Origin of the sequence: Bacillus sp. 275 (assembly GCF_001999205.1) — a bacterium.
GTDB classification, from domain to species: Bacteria; Bacillota; Bacilli; order Bacillales; family Bacillaceae; genus Bacillus; species Bacillus velezensis.
On the sequence record NZ_CP019626.1, the window covers coordinates 1,096,380 to 1,121,837 of the forward strand.

Below are 25,458 nucleotides of genomic sequence, written 5' to 3' on the forward strand. Positions count from 1 at the left end.
ATGATGATAAAAATATGTGGGGATTTTTTTATTTTCCGTTTTTCACTGCACAGCCGTTTGCAAGCTTCGTTAAACTTTCCGCAAGCTTGCGCAGGTACTGCAGTTCAGCGGTATTGAGCTGCCGGTATAAGACCGCCGCTTTTTCGGCATATTGAACAGCAGCTTTCTTTAGAAGTTCTTCCCCCTCTTCGGTTAACTGAATCATAACAACACGCCGGTCGTCGTGATAGTCGCTCCGAACCATTAGGCGGCGCTTATACAGAATATCGGTCATTCTCGTGACAGACGCCGGTTTCAGATCAAGCGACAAAGCCAGCCTTGAAAGCTGCGTGCTTTTGCTCTTATGTATTTTGAACATCAGCAGATACTGCAGCACTGTAATATCAAAAGGTTCAAGAACTGTCTCCAGAATCATTTTCTGCTTTTTGTAAATCGATCTGGAAGTATCAAACAGTTGTTCAAAACTGAGCAAAGCGAGCTCTGATTCAATCACCGTATTTTCACCTCATTCCCTTAATAATAGTTCACAAGATAAAATATTAATAAATGAAAGAAGGTTTGTAAAGAGAAAAGTTTCATTTTTTAAGGATTTTTTTTATGCCGTTTTTTCTCTTTATTTTTAATTTAAAAAAGCCGGGTGAAGAACCGCGGCCGCACGATTCTTCACTCGGCTTTATATTTCATACGATGCTTTGCTTACACCGGCTTCCTCATTTTTAAAAAAGCTTTTCAGCGCTTGAAATACGTCTGATTTCTGTTTCAGGATGTAGTATTTAAATTTATCATCTTTGACATTTTTATAGGCGGACATGAGGGTGGAATGCCTGTTATATTGATTGACCTCACCGTAACAGAACAGGTTCGATTTTTTCATGATGTCATTGACGAGCTTTACGCACCGGGCGTTATCCGAAGTCAGGTTATCTCCGTCTGAAAAATGAAACGGATAGATGTTGTAGCGGGCGGGGTCATATTTTTCATCAATTAATTCAAGAGACTTCCGGTAAACGGAGGAACAGATGGTGCCCCCGCTCTCGCCTTTCGAGAAAAAATCTTCTTCTGACACAACCTTCGCTTCCGTATGGTGGGCGATAAATTCGATATCAACCGTTTCATACTTTGTCCGTAAAAATCGTGTCATCCAAAAAAAGAAGCTCCTCGCCATATACTTTTCCCATACGCCCATCGAACCGCTTGTATCCATCATCGCTAAAACGACAGCTTTCGATTCCGGCTTCGTCACATCATTCCATGTTTTGTATTTCAGATCTTCCGGATAAATAGGGTAAAACGACGGCTTGCCTGTCATGGCGTTTCGTTTATAGGCCGACAGCATCGTCCTTTTCTTATCGATATTCCCTGTCAGCCCGGTTTTCCGGATATCATTGAACTCGATATCGGTATGGACGATATTGTCCCTTTCCTTTTGCTGCAGATTCGGCAGTTCTAATTCCTGAAACAGCGCTTCTTCCAGATCCATCAATGAAACTTCCGCTTCATAATAATCCTCGCCTGCCTGATCGCCGGCTCCCTGGCCTTTTCCGGCCCCCTGCTTTTTATCTGCGCCGTCTCTTGCGACGACATCGCCGACTTCGCTGTCGCCGTCGCCTTGGCCGACATGTTTATTTTTATCATAGTTATAACGGATTTTATATTCATCAAGCGAACGAATCGGGATTTTCACGACATCTTTTCCGTTGGACATAATAATGCTTTCCTCAGTAACAAGGTCCGGAAGGTTGTTTTTTATCGCTTCCTGTACTTTCTTTTGGTGGCGCTGCTGGTCGTCAAAGCCTTTGCGATGGAGGGACCAGTCTTCCTCTGAAATCAAAAAATTTCCGCTGTCATTACGGGACATGAATTCCCCTCCTTAACCGTTATGGTCGTTTTACATGTGTATTCCGGCTTGGTCCTGTTTATGAAACAAGTCCGGCGAAAAGATTTATTTTTATCTTATGCCGGCCGGACTCTCCAATTGACAAACAATTGTGAAAAACAGACAAAAGAACCCGTCCTTTTACAGACGGGCCTCTCAATGAAATCAAACATCAGCGGTTTAACAAGCTTCCGACATACTTCAGCAGTTCATTAGCGCTAGTCGAGTTATAGCCGTGTTCATCTATTAACCTTGCCACTACCTCATTGACCTTTTTAAGCTGCTGCTCATCCGGCGTTTTGGTTGAGGTCGTAATTTTCACCACATCTTTTAAGTCTGCGAACAGCTTTTTCTGAATCGCTTCGCGGAGTCTTTCGTGCGAATTATAGTCAAAGCGTTTTCCTTTTCTTGCATAGGCGGATATGCGGATTAAGATTTCTTCGCGGAACGCTTTTTTCGCGTTTTCTGAAATGCCGATCTGCTCTTCAATGGATCTCATCAGTTTTTCGTCAGGATTCATTTCTTCACCCGTCAGCGGATCGCGGAGCTTATTTTTATTGCAGTACGCTTCCACATTATCTAAATAATTGTCCATGAGAGTTTTCGCGGATTCTTCATATGAATAGACGAACGCCTTCTGCACTTCTTTTTTAGCGATGTCATCGTACTCTTTCCTGGCGGCGGAAATAAAATTCATATACCGCTCTTTGTCCTCGGCGGAGATGGACGGATGCTGGTCGAGTCCTTCTTTTAAGGAACGCAGCACATCAAGCGAATTGATCGATTCCATATTTTTTCTGATAATTGTTGAGGAAATGCGGTTGATGACATAGCGCGGGTCAATTCCGCTCATTCCTTCATCATGGAATTCCTTCTTCATATCCTCAAGATCAACGGAATTGTAACCTTCAACGCTTTCTCCGTCATAGAGCCTCATTTTTTTGACGAGATCAATATCAGAGCGGTTCGGTTCCTTCAGCCGGGTCAAAATAGAAAACATCGCGGCCACTTTTAATGTATGGGGGGCGATGTGTACGTCAGAAACATCACTTTCAGAAATCATTTTTTCATAAATCCGTTCTTCCTCTGACACCTTTAAATTATAAGGAACAGGCATCACGATGATCCTGGAGTGAAGGGCTTCATTTTTCTTATTGGCAATAAACGAGCGGTACTCCGTTTCGTTCGTATGCGCAACAACCAATTCGTCGGCTGAGATGAGCGCAAACCGTCCGGCTTTGAAATTCCCTTCCTGCGTGAGTGACAGAAGGTGCCACAGAAATTTTTCATCGCATTTCAGCATTTCCTGAAACTCCATCATTCCGCGGTTCGCTTTATTTAATTCACCGTCAAACCGATAAGCGCGCGGATCTGATTCTGAGCCGTATTCGGCAATCGTTGAAAAATCAATACTCCCCGTCAAGTCGGCGATATCCTGTGATTTCGGGTCAGACGGGCTGAAGGTTCCGATTCCGGTACGTTTATCCTCCGAGAAGAATATACGTTCAACCTTTACATCCTCAATTCTGCCGCCGTATTCTTCTTCAAGCCGCATGACATTAAGCGGAGAAAGGCTGCCCTCAATTCTGATGCCGTATTCTCTGTAGAAGTCGTCGCGCAGATGATGGGGAATGAGATGGAGAGGATCTTCATGCATCGGGCAGCCTTTAATGGCGTAAACAGCGCCGTTGTCTGTCAATGAGTAGGCTTCAAGCCCTTTTTTCAGCATGGTGACAAGAGTTGACTTTCCGCCGCTGACGGGTCCCATCAATAGTAAAATCCGTTTTCTTACATCGAGCCGCTTGGCAGCCGGGTGAAAGTATTCCTCCACGAGCCGTTCCAGAGATTCCTCAAGGCCGAACAGCTCCCGCGAGAAAAAGCTGTATGTCTTTTTACCGTCATCCTCCTCGATTCCGCTGTCTTTTATCATATTAAAAACGCGAGAATGAGCAGACTGCGCGACCAATGGATTTTCTTTTATGATCTCCAAATAATCAGCGAACGTCCCTTCCCATTTGAGACGCTGCTCTTCCTCTCTGTACTTTTCAATTTTCTTTAATATATCCATAAGAACCTCCTCTATCATGGTTAATGCACTAGAAATAAGGTACTTTGTTACAATCTATGCGGTGACGTGATAATACATGCTTTTCGTTTCTTAAAAATAAAGACGTTACAAGGCCGTCATTGACAAGGGTCCGGTGCACCGTTCATAATGAAAGAAATACAGTTTCATCCAGACTCGGACATCAAATGGAAAAGCAAAGAGGAGGAGAAATGATGAAAACGATCATTTTACTTGGGGTCATTCTCACTTTTTTAGTATCCATTTTTACGGCGGGTTACGACAGCAAACCTGAAAACAAATAACGGCAAAAGGGTGCTCTTTATGAAGAGCACCCTTTCCTGTACAACATAACAATGTTTCATATTTGAATATGTTCTTGGACAGTTGATTTTTCATGAGATTTGCAGCTTGTTTGATACTCGATTTTTCCGATTTTGCAGCCCGGGCCGATTTCCACATGTTTCCCTCTGACGATGTCCGCTTCCGTGTATTCGAGATAAATTGCATCTCCTTCGATCAATTCAGCAGAAAGCGTGCCGGCTTTCCGTTTAAGAAAACCGGGTTTCCGTCTGACGGTGATCGATGTGCCGCCGATTTCTTTCACGCGGCTTCGGTCATAACGCAAATGGATGTTTACGTCCCCCGCGTTTAACAATCCCGCCACATTGATACATCCTGTTACATGAAGCAGCTCCGTCTCGCAATCGCCGCCGACGGTGAGACTGCCTTTTATATGACACTGCTCTCCCGCGGCCCCGCCGCCAATTTCAGCAAGTCCTTTCAGCCTCATCGTGGCGAAACGCATGGAGCCGCCGACTTTCAATGTGCCCATCACATTTGCTGAACGTGCTGATAAATCTCCTGCAACTTCATGCTCTCCGAAAATTTTCAGCCTGTTGATCTCGGCATCTCCTAGAAAAAGTCCCGTACCGAATATCCGGCAGCGTTCGCTTTGAAGTCCTTCGCCGACAGTTCCTTCCCCTTTAATGCTTACATTTTGGTAGGAGCCGCCGGAGGCGTGTCCGGCTCCGTACATTTTTAAATGACTCAATTTTTTTGTCGTTTCCATCGCAGTTCCTCCTATCGTTTCACGACTTTGTTAACCAAAGCGGAAGGATCACATGTAAAATCGCCGCTGTATTCCACAGTCCCAATGGTGCAGCCTGCGCCGATCCGCACATGATTTCCGCGGACTGTCTTCGCGTTCGTGTCCGCCAATTCAATGATGTCACCTTCAATCAGCTCCGCTGTCAGCACCGGGGCCGGCATCAGCTTAAAACGCGTTAGCACGCTCTTTCTGCTCATCACTTTCAAATGGCGGCATCCGATTTCTTTCACATGGCTTTCTCCCGCCGCCAGCTGAATACTGACTTCATCGGCATTCAGCAGGCCGCCGATCTTACATTTACCTTCCGAACGGAACGTCTCTGTCTCGCAATCGCCTTCAATCCCGGCTTTCCCGGATACGAAAATATCATCAGCTTTCACACCGCCGCCGAAAGATGAAAATCCCGCTACGTTCAGCCGCTCCGTTTTGACATCACCTTTAATGACACCCGTTCCGTTGATACGGATGGATTCAGCTTCGGCACTGCCGGAAATTTTCCCCGAACCGCTGATCGTCAGCGTTTGCGTCTTGACATGTCCGTCTGTTTTTCCGCTGCCGTTAAACAAAAGGCTCACGCACTCCACATCACCTGACACCGTGCCGCTTCCGTTGATCTCCACTGTATGAAAACGGCCTCCTTTTGAACTTCCTGAACCGTTGATGATTAACTTATCTGTTACTTCCATTGATGGTCCTCCTGCATCCATTTCGTTTTTAATTCTTCCGATGCCGCAGCAAGCGCCACCCGTTCAACCACTTTGACAGTCGGTTCAAATAAAATATGTTCCGCGTCTGCGATGAAGCACGTCGTTACGCCTAGCTTTCGGAGCATGACAAGCTCCGTATTCGCTTTCAGTTCGGAAGCCTCATACGTTTTCAGCACCCCTGCCGCCAATTTTCCTTCCTCAAGGCTGATATTGCCTGATTGCAAAAGTCCTTCAAGCACATATAAAGACAGCAGCGCGCGGGACGTGAATGTCACACCGTCTTCGCCATAAACTTGCAGCGCGGCTTTTGAAATCAGTCCCTTTTGAAGCAGTTCCGCAGACGTTATATTGACATCAGTCATTTGCGGAGACAGCATTTCTCTCATTTCATCCAAAGACAAATTTTCTTTCATTTTCTGTATTTTTGAGATACGTTTTAATATTTCCGCTCTCGGAAAAAATGTTTCCTGGCCTGTAAATGTTGATTTTCGGATAAACCATTCTTCAGGAATTAAATTTTTCCGTTTCCAGCGGTACAGCTGCCCGTATGAAATTGATGTTTCTTCCAGCAATTCTTTTTTAGAAATCAGTTGTTCCTCCATGAATCCAGCTCCTTCGATGAATGTATTGTAACATAACACTGTTACGTTGTTAAGCCTGGAATTATAAAAATGCCGTGAACAGCTGCTGTCCGTCTTTTTTATTCAATAAAAAAACGCCCGGATGCGGGCGTTTTTTCTCACGTCAAATCTCTGTAATTTTGCTGGCGCAGCGCTTCATATACAAGAATCGCGGCCGTATTGGACAGGTTTAATGATCTCACATGCTCGGTCATCGGCAGACGCAGGCAGCGGTCCATATTGTTTTCGATCAATTCTTTCGGAAGTCCGCTCGTTTCTCTGCCGAATACGAAGAAAAAGTCTTCCTCCGTATTTGAGTAATCAAATGATGTGTGCGGCTTTTGGCCGAATTTTGTAATGAAGAAAAACTTTCCGTTCTCATATGCCTCAAATAACTCTTCCAATGAATCATGATATACGACGTTGACGAACTCCCAATAATCGAGTCCGGCGCGCTTCAGCATTTTATCATCGGTCGAGAATCCGAGCGGGCGGATCAAATGAAGCGTTGTGTCTGTTGCCGCACAAGTACGTGCGATATTTCCCGTATTAGCCGGGATTTCGGGTTGATATAAAACGACATGTAATGCCACGATGTTCACCTCTGTTTTTTATTCCGCCCACCATTATATCATTAATTACTCTTTTGTCGTATCATCCGTAATATGAAAAAACGCATATCTGATGGAAGGAGTATACGCCGTTGAATCCTCATATGACCAATATCTCATCCTGCTGTCATACGTTTGGGCATTGACAAGCGGCATATTGCTTTTATCTTTCGCGACCACGATCGCCGTATGATTAAAACGGCCGTCCCCTTCAAAATCATAGCAAATGATATCTCCGGGCATCAGTTCTTCGGCTCTTGATACTTGCACCGCGCGAAGCCCTGCCTTGGATTGGGCCAGATACATCTTCATCGAATGCGCGACCGTCCAGCTGTAGCTCCACGAGCTTGCCTTCATCCACCAGCCTGAGCCTCTGTTCGGATGCCCCCGCATCGGTGCTTTTCCGGCATGTAAACATTGGGAAATAAAATTGGTGCAGTTGTCGCTGAAATTTTTATAAGCGGGATTTCGTTTATTCCAAAACTTCTCCGCGTACTGCACGGCAGCCAGACGGTCGTATTGAAACGCCCGCCCGAAATCTTCCCGTTCACTCCGCTCATATTCAATTACGCTGTTTCCGTCAGAAAATCCCGCCGGTTTTTTCTTTACTTCCCGGTCTTTAATCAAAAGCTGATCATAGAGAAATGCAGTCCGTTCCTCAATCTGCTCTTCTAAGTAAAGGTGTCCGTCATGCTCCTTGCACAAATATTCGAAATGAATCGTGTACATGACGCATAACGTGCCGTCGTCCTCAAGGCTGCTTTTGACAATGACGGCTTTTGCCTTCGCTTTCACGATGTCAACTTTCCGTTTTTCAAACAGCTCTTTTTTTCTCGTCAGGACCTCAAGATCGCCGGGCTGCCCATTGTGCCTCATCTCGGTTCCGTTGATTAAATAATGAAGCCGGGCCTCCGCTAAATCTTCAATAATATGCTTCAAGCGCTCCACCCACCATACTGTTTTATAAAGAAAAAAACACTTGAACTCACGCCAAGTGCTTTTTCTCTATACATATGTCAGGACCGGCCGGTTTTAGTCTTATCAGAAACCGATAACAGCTCCAGTCCCTTTTCAATTTCCCGTATGGCGTCCTCATCCTGCTCCTTTTGAAGCGCTTTTTCTAATTCCCCCGCATAATCAGGATCACCGATTTTCCCGATGGCCCAGGCGGCCGTCCCCCTGATGACGGGGCGCGGATCTTGGTGCATCAAGGCCGTTAATTCCGGAAGAGACGAGGCATCTTTAAAATGAGCCAAAGCTAAAATCGCATTCCGCTGTATCGGCTTCTTGCCGCGCCATGATCCCGATACATGTCCGAATTTTTCTTTGAATTCGCGGTTGCTTATGGTCAAAAGCGGCTTTAACAGCGGCTTTGCGATTTCCGGATCAGGCTCCATCTGCGGATGAAGATGAAAATCTTTCCCCTTATTAATCGGACAGACCGTCTGGCACGTGTCACAGCCATACAGACGGTTTCCGATTTTCGTGCGGAACTCATCCGGCAGAAATCCCTTTGTCTGGGTCAGGAACGAAATACAGCGCTGGGCGTTAAGCTGTCCGGGATTGACGAGCGCGCCGGTCGGACACGCGTCTAAACATTTTGTGCACGTACCGCACATATATTCAATCGGCACATCCGGTTCAAAGGGCAGATTGGTGATCATTTCAGCCAGATAGACGTAAGAGCCGTATTCAGGCGTGGTGATCATGCAGTTTTTGGCGCTGAAGCCGATTCCCGCCCGTTCAGCCACGGCCCTGTCGGACAATTCCCCTGTATCCACCATTGACTTTGTGCGGATATCCTCATGTTTGCTTTGGAGAAAATTCTCCAGCAGATCAAGCTTTTCCCTCAGCACGTCATGATAATCCTTCCCCCAGGAAGCTCTGCAAAAAATGCCGCGCCGCCCGTCCCTCGTGCTCCTCGGCGCATCTTTCATTTTGGAAGGATAAGCAAGGGCGATGGCGACGATTGATTTGGCTTTCGGGAGAAGCAAAGACGGAGTAACCCGTTTTTCAATATCCGGCTCTTCAAACCCGGATAAATAGCCGAGTGATTCCTGAAGAATCAGCCGGTCCCGCAGACTGTCGAACGTATCAGCCGTCGTAAACCCGATTTTGTCGACTCCTATGCTTTTGGCGTATTCGATTAATTCCTCTTTCAGTTTATGAATATTCATTTTTTGCACAGCCTCCTTTCTTTGTGATCAGGCTCCCGCACAGGTATAATAGAGTTTTATCATCCCGAAATGGAGTGAACACACTTGAACATCAGTTTAGATCGACTTATTGCTGAACGGGTGCCGGGGATCAAAGCGGCAGCCGTCTTATATGAACAGATCGAAGTCGGGCCTGCTCCGCAAATGCTGAAAGGCCGCCTCCGTTTATTTCAAGAATCTCTTTACTTTGATTATGCTGATGGCGGTATAGATGAGCAGCCTTTTGTAAAAGAGTGGGCGCGTATAATGGAACAGCTCAGTCCCGCCTTTTCAGGACAAAAAACGCCGATGGAGCTTATGCTCGGCGATATTTCCCGGGAACGATTCATTGAAAGTGTGAATTCAGCCCATGATACCATACTTTTTTTCTCCTTGAAATATTCATTGCCTATCATGGCGTATGATGCCGCAGAAATAGATGAACCGATTTCAATTACGATCGGAGAAAAAGAAAGCGTACTGTCTTTCTCCGGCCCGGACGGCGTTTTCGGCGACTTCACCGGACATATCAATACACGCCCTGTCACGCCCGGCACAAAGAAAATGCTGCAGCTGATCTTTTTCCCGCCTTCATTTCATGCCGACGCGGCGGATGAGCTGCTATCATCCTTAACAAAAATGTTTGAACAAATTCACGGAGGCACGCATACCGTCTCTTGGCTTTCATAAAAAGACACGCCTTTCGTGTCTTTTTTCACATAAAAAAACGCAATACTTCGTTTATCAGAGAAACGAAACACTGCGTTAATAACGTATGTATGGAGCGGGTGATGAGAATCGAACTCACGACATCAGCTTGGAAGGCTGAGGTTTTACCACTAAACTACACCCGCATCAAAATTATTTTTTGTCAGTACCGATTTGATGTTTCTAATATTACATGTTTATTTTTTTTTCGTCAAGGGAATGTTAAAAAATTTGTCGAAAAAAATTCTTTTTTTGTCCACATGTTAAGTTGGGTTTACATTTTGTTAAGAGTCTCATACAATATAAAAAAGAAAAAACTTGAGGTACGCCTGATGATGAAAAATAAAGTAAAAGAGCTGAGAGCCAGATTCGGCTATTCTCAGGAAACGCTCGGAAAAGAAGCCGGAGCCACCAGACAGACGATTGCAGCGATTGAAAAAGGAGATTATGTGCCTTCACTTTTATTGGCGCTTAACATCTGCCGGGCTTTCTCCCTGCCGATGGAGGAAGTTTTCTGGCTGGAGGAGGAGAAAAAATGAGTTTGAAAAGAAAAGCGTGTTTTCACCTTGCACTCTACGGATTGGCCTGCTGGACGCTTATTTCCTTTATGGAAGCGGCGCCGCGGATCGCTCAGTTTTTCCAAACGGAGGGGAGCGGTTCATTTGAGCTGAATATCACGCCGTTTCTGCTGTTTACCGTTTGTACTGCATTATATATCTATACTGAAAAGAAAAAACGGAACGGCAAAAAGCACAGGCTTGTGCCCGATGAATTTGAGGAACAGGATGAAAGAGAACGGATGATGACGGCTAAAGCTTGCCGTTCCTCGTATATCGCCGTTTACTTCTCATTGCCGGCCGCAGCCGTTCTGCTTTTGTTTTATCCGCTTATTCAGCCGCATCTTCCCTTTTTTCCGATTCTTTTGATTTTCATTCTGATGATGATTCAGCATTTGGCTTATGTTTTCACTTTTCATAAGCACGGCAAAAACTCCGGTTCATGACAGATCCGGAGTTTTTTACGTTACCAGCTCGCTTTTTTCACCCCGGGAATCCGGCCTTTATGGGCCAGCTCCCTGAATGCGATTCTGGACAGTTTAAATTTTCTCATATATCCGCGGGGCCGCCCCGTCAACGTACAGCGGTTATGAAGCCTGGCCGGAGCAGAATCACGCGGCAGTTTGCCCAGCGCTTCCCAGTCTCCTTTTGTCTTTAATTCTCTTCGGATGTCCGCATATTGTTCAACAAGCTTCTGCCGCTTGAGCTCTTTGATCACTTTTGATTTTTTTGCCATTTCAGCACTCCTAACAAATCGTAATAATTACGTTTTGTATCATATCATCCATATGAGCATCGTGCAAGCTAAGCGCTTAAAAAGGCGGGTGAATACCCGCCTTCACTGCCGGCATTTCCCCGGAAATGAATCCGCAGAAAGCGCCCGCCGTCAATTATCCGCCTTGCGACGTCATCAGACTGTCGCTTTATTTCCTCTTGCAAAATGGTCGTTGCCCATTGCTTCACCCAGTCTGCGCTCAAGCTTTTTAGTCCGTTCATTCTGAAACGGCAGAAGCGGAAACACGAGTTCAGCCAGATAATAAGCTTCTTCCAGATGCGGGTAGCCTGAAAAGATAAACGTCTCAATGCCGAGTGCCTGATACTCTAAAATTCGAGCAGCGACAGTCTGCGGATCACCGACAAGCGCCGTGCCCGCTCCGCCTCTGACCAGTCCGATGCCGGCCCAGAGATTCGGGCTGATCTCAAGCTTCGAGCGGTCACCGTTATGGAGATCGGCCATCCGTTTTTGTCCCGAAGAATCAGCCCGCCGGAGCGAAGCCTGCGCTTTCGCAATCGTCTCTTCGTCTAAATGGCTGATTAATCGTTCAGCCGCTTCCCATGCCTCTTCCTCAGTCTCCCGGACAATCACGTGAAGTCTGATGCCAAAACGCATCGTCCTTCCTTCCTTGGCAGCCTGTTTTTTAACAGTTTCAATCTTTTCTTTTACCTGCTCCGGCGGCTCTCCCCATGTTAAATAGACATCTGTATGTTTCGCCGCAGCCTCAATTCCCGCCTGTGATGAACCGCCGAAATATAATGGCGGATGCGGAGACTGCTTTGGCGGAAACAGCAGATTGCTGTTTTCCACTTTGATATGGTCCCCTTCATATGTCACCGTTTCGCCCCGCATGAGTCCGCGCCAGACGGTTAAAAATTCTTCAGTCGCCTTATAACGTTCATCGTGGCTGATAAACATGCCGTCTCCCGCCAGTTCATAAGGATCTCCGCCCGCTACGACATTTACGAGCAAACGGCCGTCTGACAGCCGGTCCATTGTCGACGCCATTCTCGCGGCGACAGACGGCTGCATCAGTCCCGGACGGACCGCCACTAAAAATTTCAAGTCACTCGTTTCCCCCGCTAAAGCGGCAGCCGTCAGCCACGGGTCTTCACATGATCTCCCCGTCGGCAGCAGAACCCCCGTATAACCGAGTCTGTCCGCCGCCTGTGCCACTTGCTTAAAATAAAGATGATCCGCCGTTCTCCCTCCCGTTTGCGTCCCTAAATACCGGCCGTCACCATGCGTCGGAATAAACCAAAGAATCTCCATATGAATCTCTCCTTTTTTAATAGGTTACCCTTCATAACTGTTCCGCCATTTTAATAGTTTCCGTTCGAGCATTCTGACCAATGCATCTGTCAGCTTGCCGACAGCCGCAAAAATGATAATGCCGACAAACACCTTATTTGTCTGTGAAAATTGTCTGGCATCCATAATCATATAACCGACGCCCTCGCTCGATCCCATCAGTTCCGCCACCACGAGACCGAGCCACGCAATGCCTAGAGAGAGCCTGATGCCGAGCAGGATATTCGGCAGAGATGCCGGAAGAATTAATTTCGTCATCTGCTGATACCAGTTAAATTCCAGCACCCGCGCGACGTCAAACAGCTTCGCGTCCACACTGCGGATTCCGAGAAACGTATTAATGTACACGGGGAAAAATGCCCCTAATGCGATCAGCAGAATTTTTGATGTCTCATCAAACCCGAACCACAAAATGAACAGAGGAGTCACGGCCAAGTGCGGAACCGTTCTGAGCATTTGCAGAGACGGATCAAGATATGCTTCCGTCCGCTTTGAGAAACCGACCAGCAGCCCGAAAACAAGTCCGAGGCCCGCGCCAAGCAGAAATCCGGCAGCCGCCCGGTATAAGCTGATCTCTAAATGACCCCAAAGTTCACCTGAAAGAAGAAGTTCCTGAAACGTCTGCAAGATGACGACAGGTGACGGGAGCACCGTGGCCGAGACGATGCCCAGACTTGCGATAACCTGCCATACTGCGATAACCGCAGCCGGGAGTACAACCCCTTTCATCCATTGGTATGAATACTTCCGGGATCTTGCCAGAGCTTTCTTTTCTGATTGGCATATTGCGCCGGCAGCCGTTGATGCTTCTGCTTTCATTACTTGCCACCCCCCGTTTCAAGCGCTTTTTTAATAAATGAATTGTCGACAACGTCTTTTACATGAATTTTCTTATGAATCGCTTTTGTTTGATATTGAAAATCAGCGGTTTCCTGCTGGGCTTTGACAATATTATCATTGATCGGTTCATTGAGAGGCTCAGTATTGTTAAGCACGTTTCTGACGACTTTCGGATCAAGATGTTTGATTTTCGCATATAAGGAGACAGCTTCATCTTTGTGTTCCTTTTGCCATGTAACTGCTTTATTGAACACTTTCAGAAAACGGACCACCTCATCCGGGTGTTCTTTGGAAAATCCCGTTCTGACTAACGTGAAACCGGGAGAATATAAATCTGTGCTTTCTCCGTTCGCCAATATTTCCGCCCCGTGCTGCAGCGTTTCAATCGACAAATACGGCTCCCAAACGGACCATGCGTCAACTGATTTGTTTTCAAAAGCGGAAACCGCCTCATCCGGCTGAAGCTGGATGATGGTGACGTCATCGGCGGAAAGCCCCGCTTTCTCTAAAGCTTTATAGAGAAAATCAAAGCCGCTGCTGCCTTTGGCTACAGCGATTTTTTTGCCTTTCAATTCTTTCAGGCTCTGAATCCCGCTGCCCTTGTTTACGAGAATGCCGTTTGCCTTTAACCCGTCCTGAGACAGCCCGATCTCTTTAAAATCAATTCCAGCCGCCTGACCGGAAATGACCGGTGAATTGCCGACCTGGGAAAAATCAAGCTTATCGGCGGCAAGACCTTCAAATTGCGGAGGACCGCTTTGGAATTCGACCCATTTTACTTTTATTCCGTCTTTTTTGAAGGCCTCTTCAAACCAGCCTTTTTCCTTGGCAATGAGAAGCGGGCTTAAACTCTGCTGGATGCCGATCCGGATTTCTTTCACCGTTTTCCCGCTCCCCCCTGTCCTGTCTGCACTGCATCCGGCTGACATCATGACTGCTGCGGCTAAAAGAATGATGATTTTTTTCACTTCACTTCGTCCCTTCTATATCCCGGACCCATCCGCAAACCGGAGGTCTTCCGTTTTCTCAAACTCAGAAAGCACCTTCTGCCGGACGGCCTGAAAATCCGCTGAGGTCCGATTGCGCGGATGCGGAAGCTGAATCGGCATCAGGCTGTGCAGCCGGCCGGGCTTTGCCCTGAGGATCGCCAGCTTATCGCCTAAATAGACGGATTCATCAATATCATGCGTGACCAGAATCATCGTCGTTTTTTTCTCGCGCCATATATCAAGCAGCACATCCTGCAAATGTTTTCTCGTAAAAGCGTCAAGCGCCCCGAACGGTTCATCTAAAAGCAGCACCTCCGGCTCGCGCAAAAGGGCTCTGGCGATGGCAACCCGCTGCGACATGCCGCCGGATAATTCGCGCGGATAAGCGTTCTCCGCTCCCTGCAGCCTGACAACCTCAATCAGATCATCCACTTTTTTCCGAACGGCCGGGTCGTTCATATTGAGATCGGCAGCGATGTTTTGTTTTACCGTCAGCCAGGGAAACAGCCGGTGCTCCTGAAAGATAAATCCCTGCCGGATGCCCGGTCCTGATACATTGCGGCCGTTTATTTTGACAGAGCCTTTATAATCGGTATCAAGACCGGCAATCAATTTTAAAAGCGTGCTTTTGCCGCATCCGCTCGGCCCGATGACAGTCAAAAATTCTCCCGATGCAATTGACAGCTCAATATCATTCAGCACCGGCGTTTTCCGGCCTTCATGCTCAAAAGCTTTTTCTTGTATGCTGATGGTTACAGCCATCTGTCTTCCCCTCTCTTTCTGCCGCGTGCGATCGAAAAACAAAAAGGCCCCCATCTCCGATTGCTTGCAGAGATGGGAGCCTTCGGCGGTCCGATCGGCAACCCGTTTGTTTTTAAATTTGAATATCATGTTAATTCAAATTATTCCGACTTGTCAACTGTTTTTTATAAGGATTAAAATACGCCCTCCGGCATAACCCTGCCAGAGAGCGCATCGGCTGTATCACGCATTTACTTCCTTTTCTTGGCGGGCGATTTTCAATAATGTCCGCGCGTTGTTGCCGAAAATGTTCTCTATATCTTCTTCCCGCATATTGATTTCCCGGCAGGTCCTCACCTGCTCCTGAAGATATCTGTATACATATCCTCTCGGAAATCCGTTCGAATCCGTCCCGAAGATGATCCGTTCAGCACCGATTAATTCAGATGTCTTCCGAAACAGAATTTCCAAATCAAGCGGGTACGGCATCCACCTCATCCACTGATTTGAGCCGGACGTGTCAATATACACATTCGGGCAGCTCCAGCACAGCTGCAGCAGTTCCTGATAATATCCGGCGCCGAAATGCGGAATGATGAACATGGAGAGCGGGTTGATGTTGCGATGGCTGACAATGCCCCCCGCTCTTCCTAAAAGCCCGAAGTGAATTAATACAGGCAGCCTTTTGTCAGCTAAATACGTCCACAGCTTTTTCAGCGACGGATCATGAAAATCGATGTCTGTCAGCGGCCCGAACAGTTTATATCCTTTCAGACCGAGCTCTTCTACCGCTCTTTTCAGCTCTCCATACGCATCCTCCCGCTCCAAAGGATGATATGCAAATCCGGTAAATCTCGCGGGATTGGCTTGAATAAACGCCGCCATCCGGTCATTGCTCTCTGCTGTTAAAAAATTCAGCACGTCAATGCCATACTTATCTAATTCATTCTCCCATCTTGTCATCAAAGCGATTTCGCCGTCATCGCCCTCAACATCATGCGGATCAGGAAAATCCCAAGTCAGATTCATTCTTTCTGACCGCTCCCGGTTATAATCGGAAAATGTCTTATCGTTTTTGCCGAAATAAAGGCTGTACGGCAGATGACCGTGAATATCGACAGGTTTAAAATGCTGCCGGAAAAGCATACAATCGCCGCCTCCCTTACCGCCTGACAATAAAAAAAGGCCCTTATCCAGTGAAGAATAAGAGCCTCTTGTGTCCAAGTCAGCGGTTTCTATTTTTTCTCACCTTAAACCAATTATTCCTGTCAGTCAAGTAGGCTTTCAAATCCAAACCCTTTTTTCGATAATAAAAATAATTATTTTATAATCATTATAAAATAATATTGACTTTTTAATGATAGGTGATATTATGTTTTTATAAATCTAAAGAGGTGATCACATGAGTTCAAATAAATTGACAACCAGCTGGGGCGCTCCTGTCGGAGATAACCAAAACTCAATGACGGCCGGCGATCGCGGTCCTGCTTTAATACAAGACGTCCATCTGCTTGAGAAATTGGCGCACTTTAACAGAGAACGTGTTCCCGAGCGTGTCGTTCACGCAAAAGGCGCGGGCGCACACGGTTATTTTGAAGTCACAAATGACGTTACAAAATATACGAAAGCCGCATTTCTGTCAGAAGTCGGTAAACGCACGCCGCTCTTCATCCGTTTCTCAACCGTTGCGGGCGAACTGGGCTCTAGTGACACAGTGCGCGACCCGCGCGGATTTGCCGTTAAGTTTTATACAGAAGAAGGAAACTACGACATCGTCGGAAACAATACACCCGTGTTCTTCATCCGCGATGCCATCAAGTTCCCTGACTTTATCCATACACAAAAAAGAGATCCGAGAACACATCTGAAAAACCCGACGGCCGTTTGGGATTTCTGGTCTCTGTCACCGGAATCCCTGCACCAGGTCACCATTCTGATGTCAGACCGGGGCATTCCGGCGACTCTTCGCCATATGCACGGATTCGGAAGCCATACATTTAAATGGACAAATGATAAAGGCGAAGGCGTCTGGATCAAATATCACTTTAAAACAGAGCAAGGCGTGAAAAACCTTGATGTTAATACAGCCGCAAAAATCGCGGGCGAAAATCCCGATTACCATACGGAAGATTTGTTCAATGCGATTGAAAACGGCGATTTCCCCGCATGGAAATTATATGTTCAAATCATGCCGTTAGAAGACGCAAACACATATCGCTTTGATCCGTTTGACGTCACAAAAGTATGGTCTCAAAAAGACTATCCGCTCATTGAAGTCGGCCGCATGGTTCTGAACCGCAATCCGGAAAATTACTTTGCGGAAGTAGAACAGGCGACGTTCTCTCCCGGCACATTAGTCCCCGGCGTCGACGTCTCACCTGACAAAATGCTTCAAGGCCGGTTGTTCGCATACCATGACGCGCATCGCTACCGTGTCGGCGCGAACCATCAGGCGCTGCCGATCAACCGTTCCCGCAATGAAGTGAAAAACTATCAGCGTGACGGACAAATGCGTTTTGATGATAACGGCGGCCGCTCCGTCTATTACGAGCCTAACAGCTTCGGAGGCCCGAAAGAGTCACCTGAAGATAAACAGGCGGCATATCCTGTATCAGGTTTCGCAGACAGTGTAAGCTATAATCATCATGATCATTACACACAAGCCGGCGACCTGTACCGCCTGATGAGCGAAGAAGAGCGCGCGCGCCTTGTCGCCAATATCGTCAGTGCGATGAAACCTGTGGACAAAGAAGAAATTAAGCTGCGCCAGATCGGCCACTTCTATAAAGCTGATCCTGAATACGGCAGACGCGTTGCCGAAGGACTCGGACTGCCATCACCAAAATAACATTAAAAAACCTGCCGGTCTGCCCGGCAGGTTTTTCCTGTTTATTATCAATAAAACCGTTTTTTTCTCAATTATACGAAGTGGCATGCCGCAAAATGATGAAGCCCTTTTTCTGACAGCGCCGGACTTTTCTCAGCACATATCTTCTTGGCTGCCGGGCATCTCGTTCGGAATTTACAGCCTGAAGGCGGATCAGAGGGGCTCGGTATATCACCCTTTAAAATTATCCGCTCCCTTTTCGCTCCGGGATCAGGAACAGGCACGGCTGATAACAGCGCTTTCGTATAAGGGTGAAGCGGCCGTGAAAAGAGCTCCTCCTTTGACGCGTATTCCACAATCGTCCCTAAATACATAATGGCGACCTTCGTACATAAGTGCTCCACCACGCTTAAATCATGAGAAATGAATAAATATGACAGCCCGTGCTGTTTTTGAAGGCTGCTGAACAAATTGATCATCTGCGCCTGGATGGAGACATCTAACGCCGCCACGGGTTCATCCATAATGATAAATTGCGGCTTGAGCGCCATCGCTCTTGCAATCACAATCCGCTGCCGCTGCCCTCCGGAAAATTCATGCGGATAACGGTCGATAAAGTTTGCAGAAAGTCCGCAGGCTTCAAGAACCTCCGCCGCTTTATCACGCGCGTTCCGTTTCACCGCCAATTGATGCTCGATCATCGCTTCACCGATGGCTTCTCCGATCCGGCGCCGGGGATTTAAAGAACTGAACGGATCTTGAAAGATGAGCTGCGCTTCTGATCTGAAAGTTTTGAGCTCGCGCCGGCTCATTCGAAACACATCACGCCCCTGAAAAAACACCTCTCCCTCTGTTTTTTCATGAAGCCTCAAAATGGTCTTGCCGATTGATGACTTTCCGCTGCCCGATTCTCCCGCTAAGCCGAACACTTCTCCCTTTCCTATCGTAAAACTGACACCGTCGACCGCTTTTACGGGATTTTTGCGGGTCTTTCTCATCCCCCCATGCTCCTCGTAATATTTTTTCAGCCCCTTGACCTCCAGCAACACATCACTCATCTGCTTTCTCCTCTCTGTAAAGCCAGCACGCCGCCTGATGCCCCTTCCCGAATTCAGTAAAATGCGGGCTCGATTTCCGGCATATTTCCATGCTGTGTTCACATCGCTCCGCAAAATAACAAGACGATCCCGACAGGTCCGCAAGCTCGGGGACCTGCCCCGTAATGGTGTACAACATCTCCCTTCTTTGACCGATAACCGGCTTGGCCGCGAGCAGTCCTTTCGTATACGGATGCTTCGGATCAGAAAAAAGCTTTGCAACCGGTCCTTCCTCCACAATTTTTCCCGCATACATGACAATCACATAATCAGCCATTTCAGCAACCACGCCAAGGTCATGTGTAATGAATAAAATAGACGTGCGGAATTGCTTTTTCATATCCCGCAATAAATCCAATATCTGCGCCTGAATGGTTACGTCAAGCGCTGTCGTCGGCTCGTCGGCAATGATCAGTTTCGGCTCGCAGCTTAGCGCGACAGCCGTCATGATGCGCTGCAGCATGCCGCCGCTCAGTTCATGAGGATATTGGTGCATAACCTGCTCGGCATTCGGGATCTCCACTAACGTGATCAGATCAACGGCCCTCCGCCATGCTTCTTTCTTACTCAGCAATAAATGTTCGCGAATCGGTTCAGCCAGCTGCTCACCGATTGTAAACACCGGATTCAAAGATGTCATCGGTTCCTGAAATATCATCCCGATTTCGCTGCCGCGGATTTTCTGCATGTCTTTTGGTTTCAATTCCAACAGGTTCCGTCCGGAAAAATGCACCGCTCCCCGTTCGATTCTCCCCGTCTCGGGAATAAGCTGCATAATGGACAATGACGCCATGCTTTTCCCGCAGCCGGACTCCCCTACAATACAAACCGTTTCCTCCTCATGTATCGTAAAGCTGACATCGTCCACGGCCTTTACCGCCCCCTCCTCTGTATAAAAAGCCGTTTCCAAATGCCTCACTTCTAAAAGCGGTTTTTTCATTTCATTTTCACCTGCCGTTTTACCTTAGGATCAAAAGCGTCTCTTAAACCGTCTCCAAGCAGATGAATCGCCACAACGGTCAGAAAAATGGCCGTTCCCGGCGGAATCCACAGCCACGGACGGAGTGTAAAATCCATAAAATGATTCGCCGCTTCCATCATGTTTCCCCAAGAAGGTGTCGGCGGAGCAACGCCAAGCCCGAGAAAACTCAGCGCCGATTCACTCAGCATCGCTCCCGCCACATGCAAAGTCGCCGCTACCAGTAATAACGGCAATGTATTGGGAAGCAAATGATAGAGGATTTTCCGTTTATCACTAAGCCCCAGAACTTCCGCGGCCATCATAAACGGCTGCTCCTTGAGCGACAAAATCTGTCCGCGTACAAGCCGCGCCAGACCGGGCCATCCGATCAGGCTTAACATCATCATAATCAGGTACATTCTGTATTCAGAAGGCACTTTCCACTCCGACATCACCGCAGCCAAAATCAAAAGCAGCGGCAGTCCCGGGATGGACATGAGCATATCAGCGATGCGCATAATGATCATATCAGCGGCTCCCCGATAAAATCCGGCCGCAGCCCCGAGTAAAGAACCGATGACAAGCGACAGCACCATTGAAGCAAGCCCCACGGTCAGAGAAATCTGCCCCGCCAGCATCAGCCTCGTCAGCACATCTCTCCCGTACTGGTCAGTTCCCAGCCAATGATGGATTCCCGGCTGCTGATTGGCATTTGAAATATCCGTCCGATCTGTTATGTACGGAGAAAAAGACGGCCCGATAAAGCACAATAAAAACATAAAACATAAGAAAAGAAGACTGATGACCGTCAGCTTATGCTGCAGCAGGCGGCGGTACGTCTGCTTCCAAAGAGAAGGCGGCGCCCCTTTTTGTTTTTTCATTCCGAACACCCCCTATTTCAGCCTGACCCGCGGATCAACCGCGGCATAAGCGATATCCGCCAAGAAGTTCCCCACAATCGTTAAACAAGACAAAAACAAGGTAAACGCCATCAAAACCGGATAATCACGATAATGCACAGATTCCAGCTGAATACGTCCGACACCCGGCCACCCGAAAATCTGTTCAATAATGATGGCTCCGGAAAACAGTCCCGGCAGTTCAAAAGCAAGCAGGGTGATGGCCGGAATGAGCGCGTTTTTCAACGCATGTTTCCAGATGACGGTGCGCTCTTTCAATCCCTTCGCTCTCGCCGTTCTGATATAATCCTGTCTGATCACGTCCAGCATGCCGGAGCGGAAATACCTTGTCAGCGAGCCGATGCCGAGCATAGATAAAATCACGACCGGAAGAATCATATGTCTGACGGCTTCAAGCACGTACGAAAAACCTGTACTCGTGCTTCCGGTATCAATCATCCCGCCGACGGGCAATATTTTCAAATCCACCCCAAACCACTTAATAAACAGAAGGCTGATAAAAAAAGACGGGAACGCCATGGAAGCAAAAACAAGAAACGTCACGATCCCGTCAAACCATGAGTATTTCCTAACAGCGGATATGACACCCGTTATCATCGCGGCTGACCATGTGACAAGCAACGCCAAAAACGCGACAAAAAACGAATTCCAGACATATTTCCGAAGCAGTGACAGGACGTTCTCCTGATATTTCAAAGAAAACCCAAAATCTCCGCTGAGCACATTTCCGAGCCATGTCACATAGCGCTGCCAAATCGGCTGATCCAGCCCGTAAAGCGCTTTTAACTCCTTCGCTCTTTCAGGAGTCAGGTTTACATTGGAATCAATATAGTCGCCCGGCAGCATGGCGGATAAGAAAAAAATAATAAAGGACGTACCGAATAAGATCACAAGCATTTGAATGAATCGTTCTGCGGCATACCGTTTCATAAAAAGCCCCTCCTTTCCGCTGAAAGGGCAAAATCCCCGGGATGCACCGGGTATTTTGCCCAACCGTTCTATTGAATTGAGACATTTGAGAGACTTGAACTGATTCCAGAATAATTGTCAGGCACAAGCCCTTTTATTTTTCCGCTGACCGCCCTTGCGCTCTGACGGTAATGAATCAGAATGTAAGGCGGGTTTTCCCCGAGCTCCCGGTACAGCTGGTGATAAATCTCTTTTCTTTTGCTGATATCAAGCGTGCCGGCTCCTTTCTCTATCAGCCGGTCCGCTTTCGGATTGGAATACCCCGTTACATTATTGGGATGGCCGGAAGCCAGCTTTTCCACCGTGTCATTCGGATCAAGAATCTGCGAGGTGGAAACGGCGGCAAGGTCATATTGTTTGTCATTTATTTTCGCTACTTCTGTATTAAAATCCATCACTTCCGGTTTTAATGAGATTCCGATGTCCGCGTAATTTTCTTTCGCGATCGGGATGAAATCATCATCCGCTTTAGACGTGTAATAGCTGATTTCAAGCTTTTTGCCGTTTTTTTCACGTACACCGTCTTTGCCCGTTTTCCAGCCTGCTTCATCGAGAAGCTTTTTGGCTTTTTCAGGGTTAAACGCGTACCGATTGACATCTTTGTCATCATAAGCCCACGAAACCGGAGACACCGGCACATTCGCGACTTCTCCGTAGCGTTTAAAGCGGACATCGACGATTTTTTGACGGTCAAGTCCGTAAATAAGCGCCTGGCACACTTTCTTATCTCGAAAAGGCGGACGCTTGTGATTGACGTACACAAGCCCGTAATCATTCACGACAGATACGCTTATATTGGCAAAACCGAGACTTTTTAAATGCTGAACCGTATCATCATCAGGTGAAAAAGAAGCGTAATCAAGGTCACCCGTTTCAAACAGCTGAAGGGAAGTTGACGGATCGATAATTTTATAAATCAGCTTTTCGGTTTTTGGTTTTCCTGCATAATAGTGTTCATTAGCCTGATAGCGTATTTCCTGTCCCGGAAGATATTCTGTAAATTGATAAGGTCCCGCTCCGAGCGGTTTGGCATAAAGCTCTTTTAAATAGTCCAGTTTGCCGAATTGATAATTCTTTCCGTAGTAGGATTCTGACAGCACCTGCCCGCCTAAAAGAAGCAGCGACTTCGCACTGACTTTCTCAGTCGTGATTTGAATGGTTCTGTCATCAAGGACGCGAATGCCCTCTATCGTCTTTGCCTTTCCTTCTTTGTAAGCCTTGCCGCCTTTAATATAGGCCGTGGTGATATCTTCATAGCCCGCGTACGCAGGATCATGCAGCAGTGTTAAAGTGAATGCGGCATCCTTTGCGGTCAGCGGTGAACCGTCGCTGAAAACAAGATTTTTTCTTAAACGGAACGTGTAGGTAAGCTGATCCTTGGAAATTTTCCAGCTTTCCGCAAGAGCCGGGGCAGGCTTCCCCGTTTTATCCAGTTTGACTAACGGTTCAAAAATAGGATCTGTCGCATTTCCATCCCAGCCGTTTTCGTAAAAGTACGGCAGAAACACACCGCCCGGCGCGGAAATCCCAGCAACAAAAGTGTCAGTTCTGGCTTTCGATTTAGCGGGAATGGCCGCCGGATGAGAAGCTTTAAATTCCTTTGTCTTGACATGGGCAATACGTGTTTCTTCCTTTTTATCCGCCGCAGATGACGGTTCTTCCCCGGCGCTCCCTAACGCGCACCCTGATAACATGATGGATACCGACAGCGCGAGTACCGTTGTTTTTATCCTCCATTTTCTCTCCTTCATCTTTATCGAACCCCCGCATGCTTTTCATCTATCTTTATATAAATCTGCTCCATCTGTTCCTCATTTCTCATAATCTCCCGTTTGTTTTTCTCTACAAGCAGTTCGAAATTCAATGTGTATTTTCTGTACTTTTTTCGTTTTTTGCTCTTTTTGCGTACATGTGATACCTTTTTTAACGCCACTTTTATCCCTCCGCTTTTCATTTCATTCATGACTTTCACGCAAAAAAGGCCCTTATCTGTTTAAAAGATAAGAGCCTTCGGTGATCCGATCAGCCATCGTTTGGAAATATGTAATGATTATGTTAATTCATACAATCCCTACCTGTCAACTATAATTTAAAATATCGTTTCCTTCCGGGGGTTTTCCTCATACACTCTCTCATTTTTCCGCATATGCTAGAAAACATAGCAGAGTACAAGTGAAAGTGAGTGAGAGTGTGGAAAAGACAACATTGACCGGTCGCATCGTCAAAAAAGATGACCCGGACTATAATGCTGCAAGAACCAATATCAATTTAAGCCTGCAAAGATATCCAGACATCATTGTGTTTTGTCAAAACAAACATGACGCCCTCAATGCGGTGAGATGGGCACGTGAGAACAATGTGCCTTTCCGTATCAGAGGCGGAAGACACAGCTACGAAAATTTTTCCCTGTTAAATGACGGACTAGTCATTGATCTCAGTGAAATGAAGAAAATAAGAGTAAATGAGGATAAGCGGCTGGTCTCGATTGAAGCGGGAGCCGAATTGGGGGAAGTCTACCGGACACTCTGGCGGTACGGCTTGACCCTTCCTGCGGGAACCATTGCGAATGTGGGAATCACAGGGCTGACGCTCGGGGGAGGAATCGGATATTTAACAAGGACAGCCGGACTTACTTGCGATCGTCTCCTCCAGCTCGAAATGATCATAGCGGACGAAAAAGCGGGTGCTGACTTGATCACAGTCAACCGCTCAAAGCACTCTGATCTATTTTGGGCATCTCAGGGCGGAGGGGGAGGCAACTTCGGCATTGTCACATCCATGATGTTTAAAGCCGTGCCGATCTCGTGCGTGTCTGTTTTTTCTGTCACTTGGGGCTGGGATGATTTTGAGGAAGTATTTAACACATGGCAGCGCTGGGCTCCATTTACAGACAACCGGCTTACCTCATCAATTCAGTTTTGGCCTAAGGAAGTAAACCGCATAGAAGCGCTCGGTCAATTTACCGGGACAAAGGATGAGCTGAAAGAACTGCTGGCTCCGTTAATGAAAGCGGGAAAACCGGCAAGCGGCATGGTCAAGACAGTGCCATTTATTAAAGCGGCAGCCTTTTTTAACAGCCCGGGAGGCAATCAGCCGCAAAAGATGAAGCGGTCAGGATCCTTTATTGAAAAACCATTATCAACACGCGCGATTTCCACTTTAAAGCGCTATTTAGAGCATGCTCCGAACGAAAACGCCAGTGTCTGGCAGCAATCTCTCGGCGGGGCGGCCGGACGGATCGCTCCTGACCAAACGGCATTCTACTATCGCAACGCAATCATTGCCCAAGAATATATTACAACTTGGACATCTGCTGAAGAAGAAAGACAAAATGTCCGCTGGATCGAAGGACTGAGAACGTCCCTATCAAGAGAAACGATGGGAGATTACGTGAATTGGCCTGATAGAGAAATCAGAAACTGGCTGCAAACGTATTACGGAGAAAATGTTCACCGCCTCCGTCAAGTCAAAACGAAATACGATCCGGAAAATATATTCCGCTTTGAACAGAGCATTCCGCCGCTTCGCCGTTCACCGTTTTTCTAAAAAAGATGAAGATGGGCAAACTCCATCTTCAT

General features: G+C 47.1%; 26 protein-coding genes and 1 tRNA gene. 5 read left to right on the plus strand and 22 right to left on the minus strand.

What is annotated here, in order from left to right:
* Positions 1 to 28: 28 nt before the first annotated feature.
* From BZ167_RS04980 to queG, 9 genes are all read right to left on the minus strand, one after another.
* Positions 29 to 493 (minus strand): MarR family transcriptional regulator, encoded by a 465-nt coding sequence (locus tag BZ167_RS04980; protein ID WP_003155389.1) that lies wholly within the window; start codon positions 491 to 493, stop codon positions 29 to 31.
* Between the two features lie 180 nt (positions 494 to 673).
* Entirely contained in the window at positions 674 to 1,858 is a 1,185-nt protein-coding gene (gene yhbH / locus BZ167_RS04985) for a sporulation protein YhbH (RefSeq protein WP_007408433.1), read from the minus strand.
* A 190-nt stretch (positions 1,859 to 2,048) separates the two neighbouring features.
* A complete protein-coding gene (gene prkA / locus BZ167_RS04995; protein ID WP_003155391.1) occupies positions 2,049 to 3,944 on the minus strand; it encodes a serine/threonine protein kinase PrkA in 1,896 nt (631 codons plus the stop codon).
* Between the two features lie 358 nt (positions 3,945 to 4,302).
* Entirely contained in the window at positions 4,303 to 5,013 is a 711-nt protein-coding gene (locus BZ167_RS05000) for a hypothetical protein (protein ID WP_031378424.1), read from the minus strand.
* Between the two features lie 11 nt (positions 5,014 to 5,024).
* On the minus strand, positions 5,025 to 5,738 hold the full coding sequence (locus BZ167_RS05005; RefSeq protein ID WP_060674932.1) for a bactofilin family protein: 714 nt from the start codon (positions 5,736 to 5,738) through the stop codon (positions 5,025 to 5,027).
* Positions 5,729 to 6,361 carry a YhbD family protein gene (locus BZ167_RS05010; RefSeq protein ID WP_015417094.1) on the minus strand — a complete coding sequence of 211 codons (633 nt, stop codon included), beginning with the start codon at positions 6,359 to 6,361 and terminating at the stop codon, positions 5,729 to 5,731. Before BZ167_RS05010 ends, BZ167_RS05005 begins: the two co-directional genes overlap by 10 nt.
* Before the next feature lie 137 nt (positions 6,362 to 6,498).
* Positions 6,499 to 6,981 carry a tRNA (uridine(34)/cytosine(34)/5-carboxymethylaminomethyluridine(34)-2'-O)-methyltransferase TrmL gene (trmL, locus tag BZ167_RS05015; RefSeq protein WP_007610253.1) on the minus strand — a complete coding sequence of 161 codons (483 nt, stop codon included), beginning with the start codon at positions 6,979 to 6,981 and terminating at the stop codon, positions 6,499 to 6,501.
* A gap of 36 nt (positions 6,982 to 7,017) precedes the next feature.
* Entirely contained in the window at positions 7,018 to 7,929 is a 912-nt protein-coding gene (locus BZ167_RS05020) for an amidase domain-containing protein (protein ID WP_012117141.1), read from the minus strand.
* A 77-nt stretch (positions 7,930 to 8,006) separates the two neighbouring features.
* A complete protein-coding gene (queG, locus tag BZ167_RS05025) occupies positions 8,007 to 9,167 on the minus strand; it encodes a tRNA epoxyqueuosine(34) reductase QueG (protein ID WP_060674930.1) in 1,161 nt (386 codons plus the stop codon).
* Between the two features lie 84 nt (positions 9,168 to 9,251).
* Between queG and BZ167_RS05030 the strand changes: the two genes are divergently transcribed.
* Positions 9,252 to 9,875 (plus strand): hypothetical protein, encoded by a 624-nt coding sequence (locus tag BZ167_RS05030; protein ID WP_060674928.1) that lies wholly within the window; start codon positions 9,252 to 9,254, stop codon positions 9,873 to 9,875.
* Between the two features lie 90 nt (positions 9,876 to 9,965).
* On the opposite strand, the gene BZ167_RS05035 is transcribed toward BZ167_RS05030, so the two are convergent.
* Positions 9,966 to 10,039, minus strand: a tRNA-Gly gene (locus tag BZ167_RS05035).
* Between the two features lie 189 nt (positions 10,040 to 10,228).
* Between BZ167_RS05035 and BZ167_RS05040 the strand changes: the two genes are divergently transcribed.
* Positions 10,229 to 10,432, plus strand: a complete 204-nt coding sequence (locus BZ167_RS05040; RefSeq protein ID WP_003155407.1) for a helix-turn-helix transcriptional regulator — start codon at positions 10,229 to 10,231, stop codon at positions 10,430 to 10,432.
* Positions 10,429 to 10,896, plus strand: coding sequence for a hypothetical protein (locus BZ167_RS05045; RefSeq protein WP_015417091.1), 468 nt, complete (start codon positions 10,429 to 10,431; stop codon positions 10,894 to 10,896). Before BZ167_RS05040 ends, BZ167_RS05045 begins: the two co-directional genes overlap by 4 nt.
* 20 nt (positions 10,897 to 10,916) lie before the next feature.
* On the opposite strand, the gene rpsN is transcribed toward BZ167_RS05045, so the two are convergent.
* From rpsN to BZ167_RS05080, 6 genes are all read right to left on the minus strand, one after another.
* On the minus strand, positions 10,917 to 11,186 hold the full coding sequence (gene rpsN / locus BZ167_RS05050; RefSeq protein WP_060674926.1) for a 30S ribosomal protein S14: 270 nt from the start codon (positions 11,184 to 11,186) through the stop codon (positions 10,917 to 10,919).
* Positions 11,187 to 11,360: 174 nt separating this feature from the next.
* A complete protein-coding gene (gene ssuD / locus BZ167_RS05055; RefSeq protein WP_060674924.1) occupies positions 11,361 to 12,497 on the minus strand; it encodes an FMNH2-dependent alkanesulfonate monooxygenase in 1,137 nt (378 codons plus the stop codon).
* Between the two features lie 24 nt (positions 12,498 to 12,521).
* A complete protein-coding gene (locus tag BZ167_RS05060) occupies positions 12,522 to 13,355 on the minus strand; it encodes an ABC transporter permease (RefSeq protein ID WP_060674922.1) in 834 nt (277 codons plus the stop codon).
* The gene (locus BZ167_RS05065; protein WP_077391949.1) at positions 13,355 to 14,344 is read right to left on the minus strand and encodes an aliphatic sulfonate ABC transporter substrate-binding protein; all 990 of its coding nucleotides are present in this window, start codon (positions 14,342 to 14,344) and stop codon (positions 13,355 to 13,357) included. Before BZ167_RS05065 ends, BZ167_RS05060 begins: the two co-directional genes overlap by 1 nt.
* Positions 14,345 to 14,359: 15 nt before the next feature.
* Complete coding sequence (locus tag BZ167_RS05070) at positions 14,360 to 15,127, minus strand: ABC transporter ATP-binding protein (protein ID WP_060674919.1); 768 nt, start codon at positions 15,125 to 15,127, stop codon at positions 14,360 to 14,362.
* A gap of 222 nt (positions 15,128 to 15,349) precedes the next feature.
* Entirely contained in the window at positions 15,350 to 16,252 is a 903-nt protein-coding gene (locus BZ167_RS05080) for an amidohydrolase family protein (RefSeq protein ID WP_077391950.1), read from the minus strand.
* A 256-nt stretch (positions 16,253 to 16,508) separates the two neighbouring features.
* Here BZ167_RS05080 and katA point away from each other — a divergent pair, with 256 nt between their 5' ends.
* On the plus strand, positions 16,509 to 17,954 hold the full coding sequence (gene katA, locus BZ167_RS05085; protein ID WP_077391951.1) for a catalase KatA: 1,446 nt from the start codon (positions 16,509 to 16,511) through the stop codon (positions 17,952 to 17,954).
* Positions 17,955 to 18,025: 71 nt separating this feature from the next.
* Here katA and BZ167_RS05090 read toward each other — a convergent pair whose 3' ends face one another.
* From BZ167_RS05090 to BZ167_RS05115, 6 genes are all read right to left on the minus strand, one after another.
* Positions 18,026 to 18,991, minus strand: a complete 966-nt coding sequence (locus BZ167_RS05090; protein ID WP_015417084.1) for an ABC transporter ATP-binding protein — start codon at positions 18,989 to 18,991, stop codon at positions 18,026 to 18,028.
* The gene (locus tag BZ167_RS05095; RefSeq protein ID WP_077391952.1) at positions 18,984 to 19,970 is read right to left on the minus strand and encodes an ABC transporter ATP-binding protein; all 987 of its coding nucleotides are present in this window, start codon (positions 19,968 to 19,970) and stop codon (positions 18,984 to 18,986) included. Before BZ167_RS05095 ends, BZ167_RS05090 begins: the two co-directional genes overlap by 8 nt.
* Positions 19,967 to 20,872 (minus strand): oligopeptide ABC transporter permease, encoded by a 906-nt coding sequence (gene opp4C / locus BZ167_RS05100; protein ID WP_033574444.1) that lies wholly within the window; start codon positions 20,870 to 20,872, stop codon positions 19,967 to 19,969. The genes BZ167_RS05095 and opp4C overlap by 4 nt, the downstream gene beginning before the upstream one ends.
* A 12-nt stretch (positions 20,873 to 20,884) precedes the next feature.
* Positions 20,885 to 21,841 (minus strand): ABC transporter permease, encoded by a 957-nt coding sequence (locus tag BZ167_RS05105; protein WP_077391953.1) that lies wholly within the window; start codon positions 21,839 to 21,841, stop codon positions 20,885 to 20,887.
* Positions 21,842 to 21,909: 68 nt separating this feature from the next.
* Complete coding sequence (locus tag BZ167_RS05110) at positions 21,910 to 23,631, minus strand: ABC transporter substrate-binding protein (protein ID WP_077391954.1); 1,722 nt, start codon at positions 23,629 to 23,631, stop codon at positions 21,910 to 21,912.
* A 2-nt stretch (positions 23,632 to 23,633) separates the two neighbouring features.
* Positions 23,634 to 23,813, minus strand: coding sequence for an FbpB family small basic protein (locus tag BZ167_RS05115; protein ID WP_015417079.1), 180 nt, complete (start codon positions 23,811 to 23,813; stop codon positions 23,634 to 23,636).
* A gap of 257 nt (positions 23,814 to 24,070) precedes the next feature.
* On the opposite strand from BZ167_RS05115, the gene BZ167_RS05120 reads away from it, so the two are divergent.
* Entirely contained in the window at positions 24,071 to 25,426 is a 1,356-nt protein-coding gene (locus tag BZ167_RS05120) for an FAD-binding oxidoreductase (protein WP_025284453.1), read from the plus strand.
* Positions 25,427 to 25,458 lie beyond the last annotated feature (32 nt).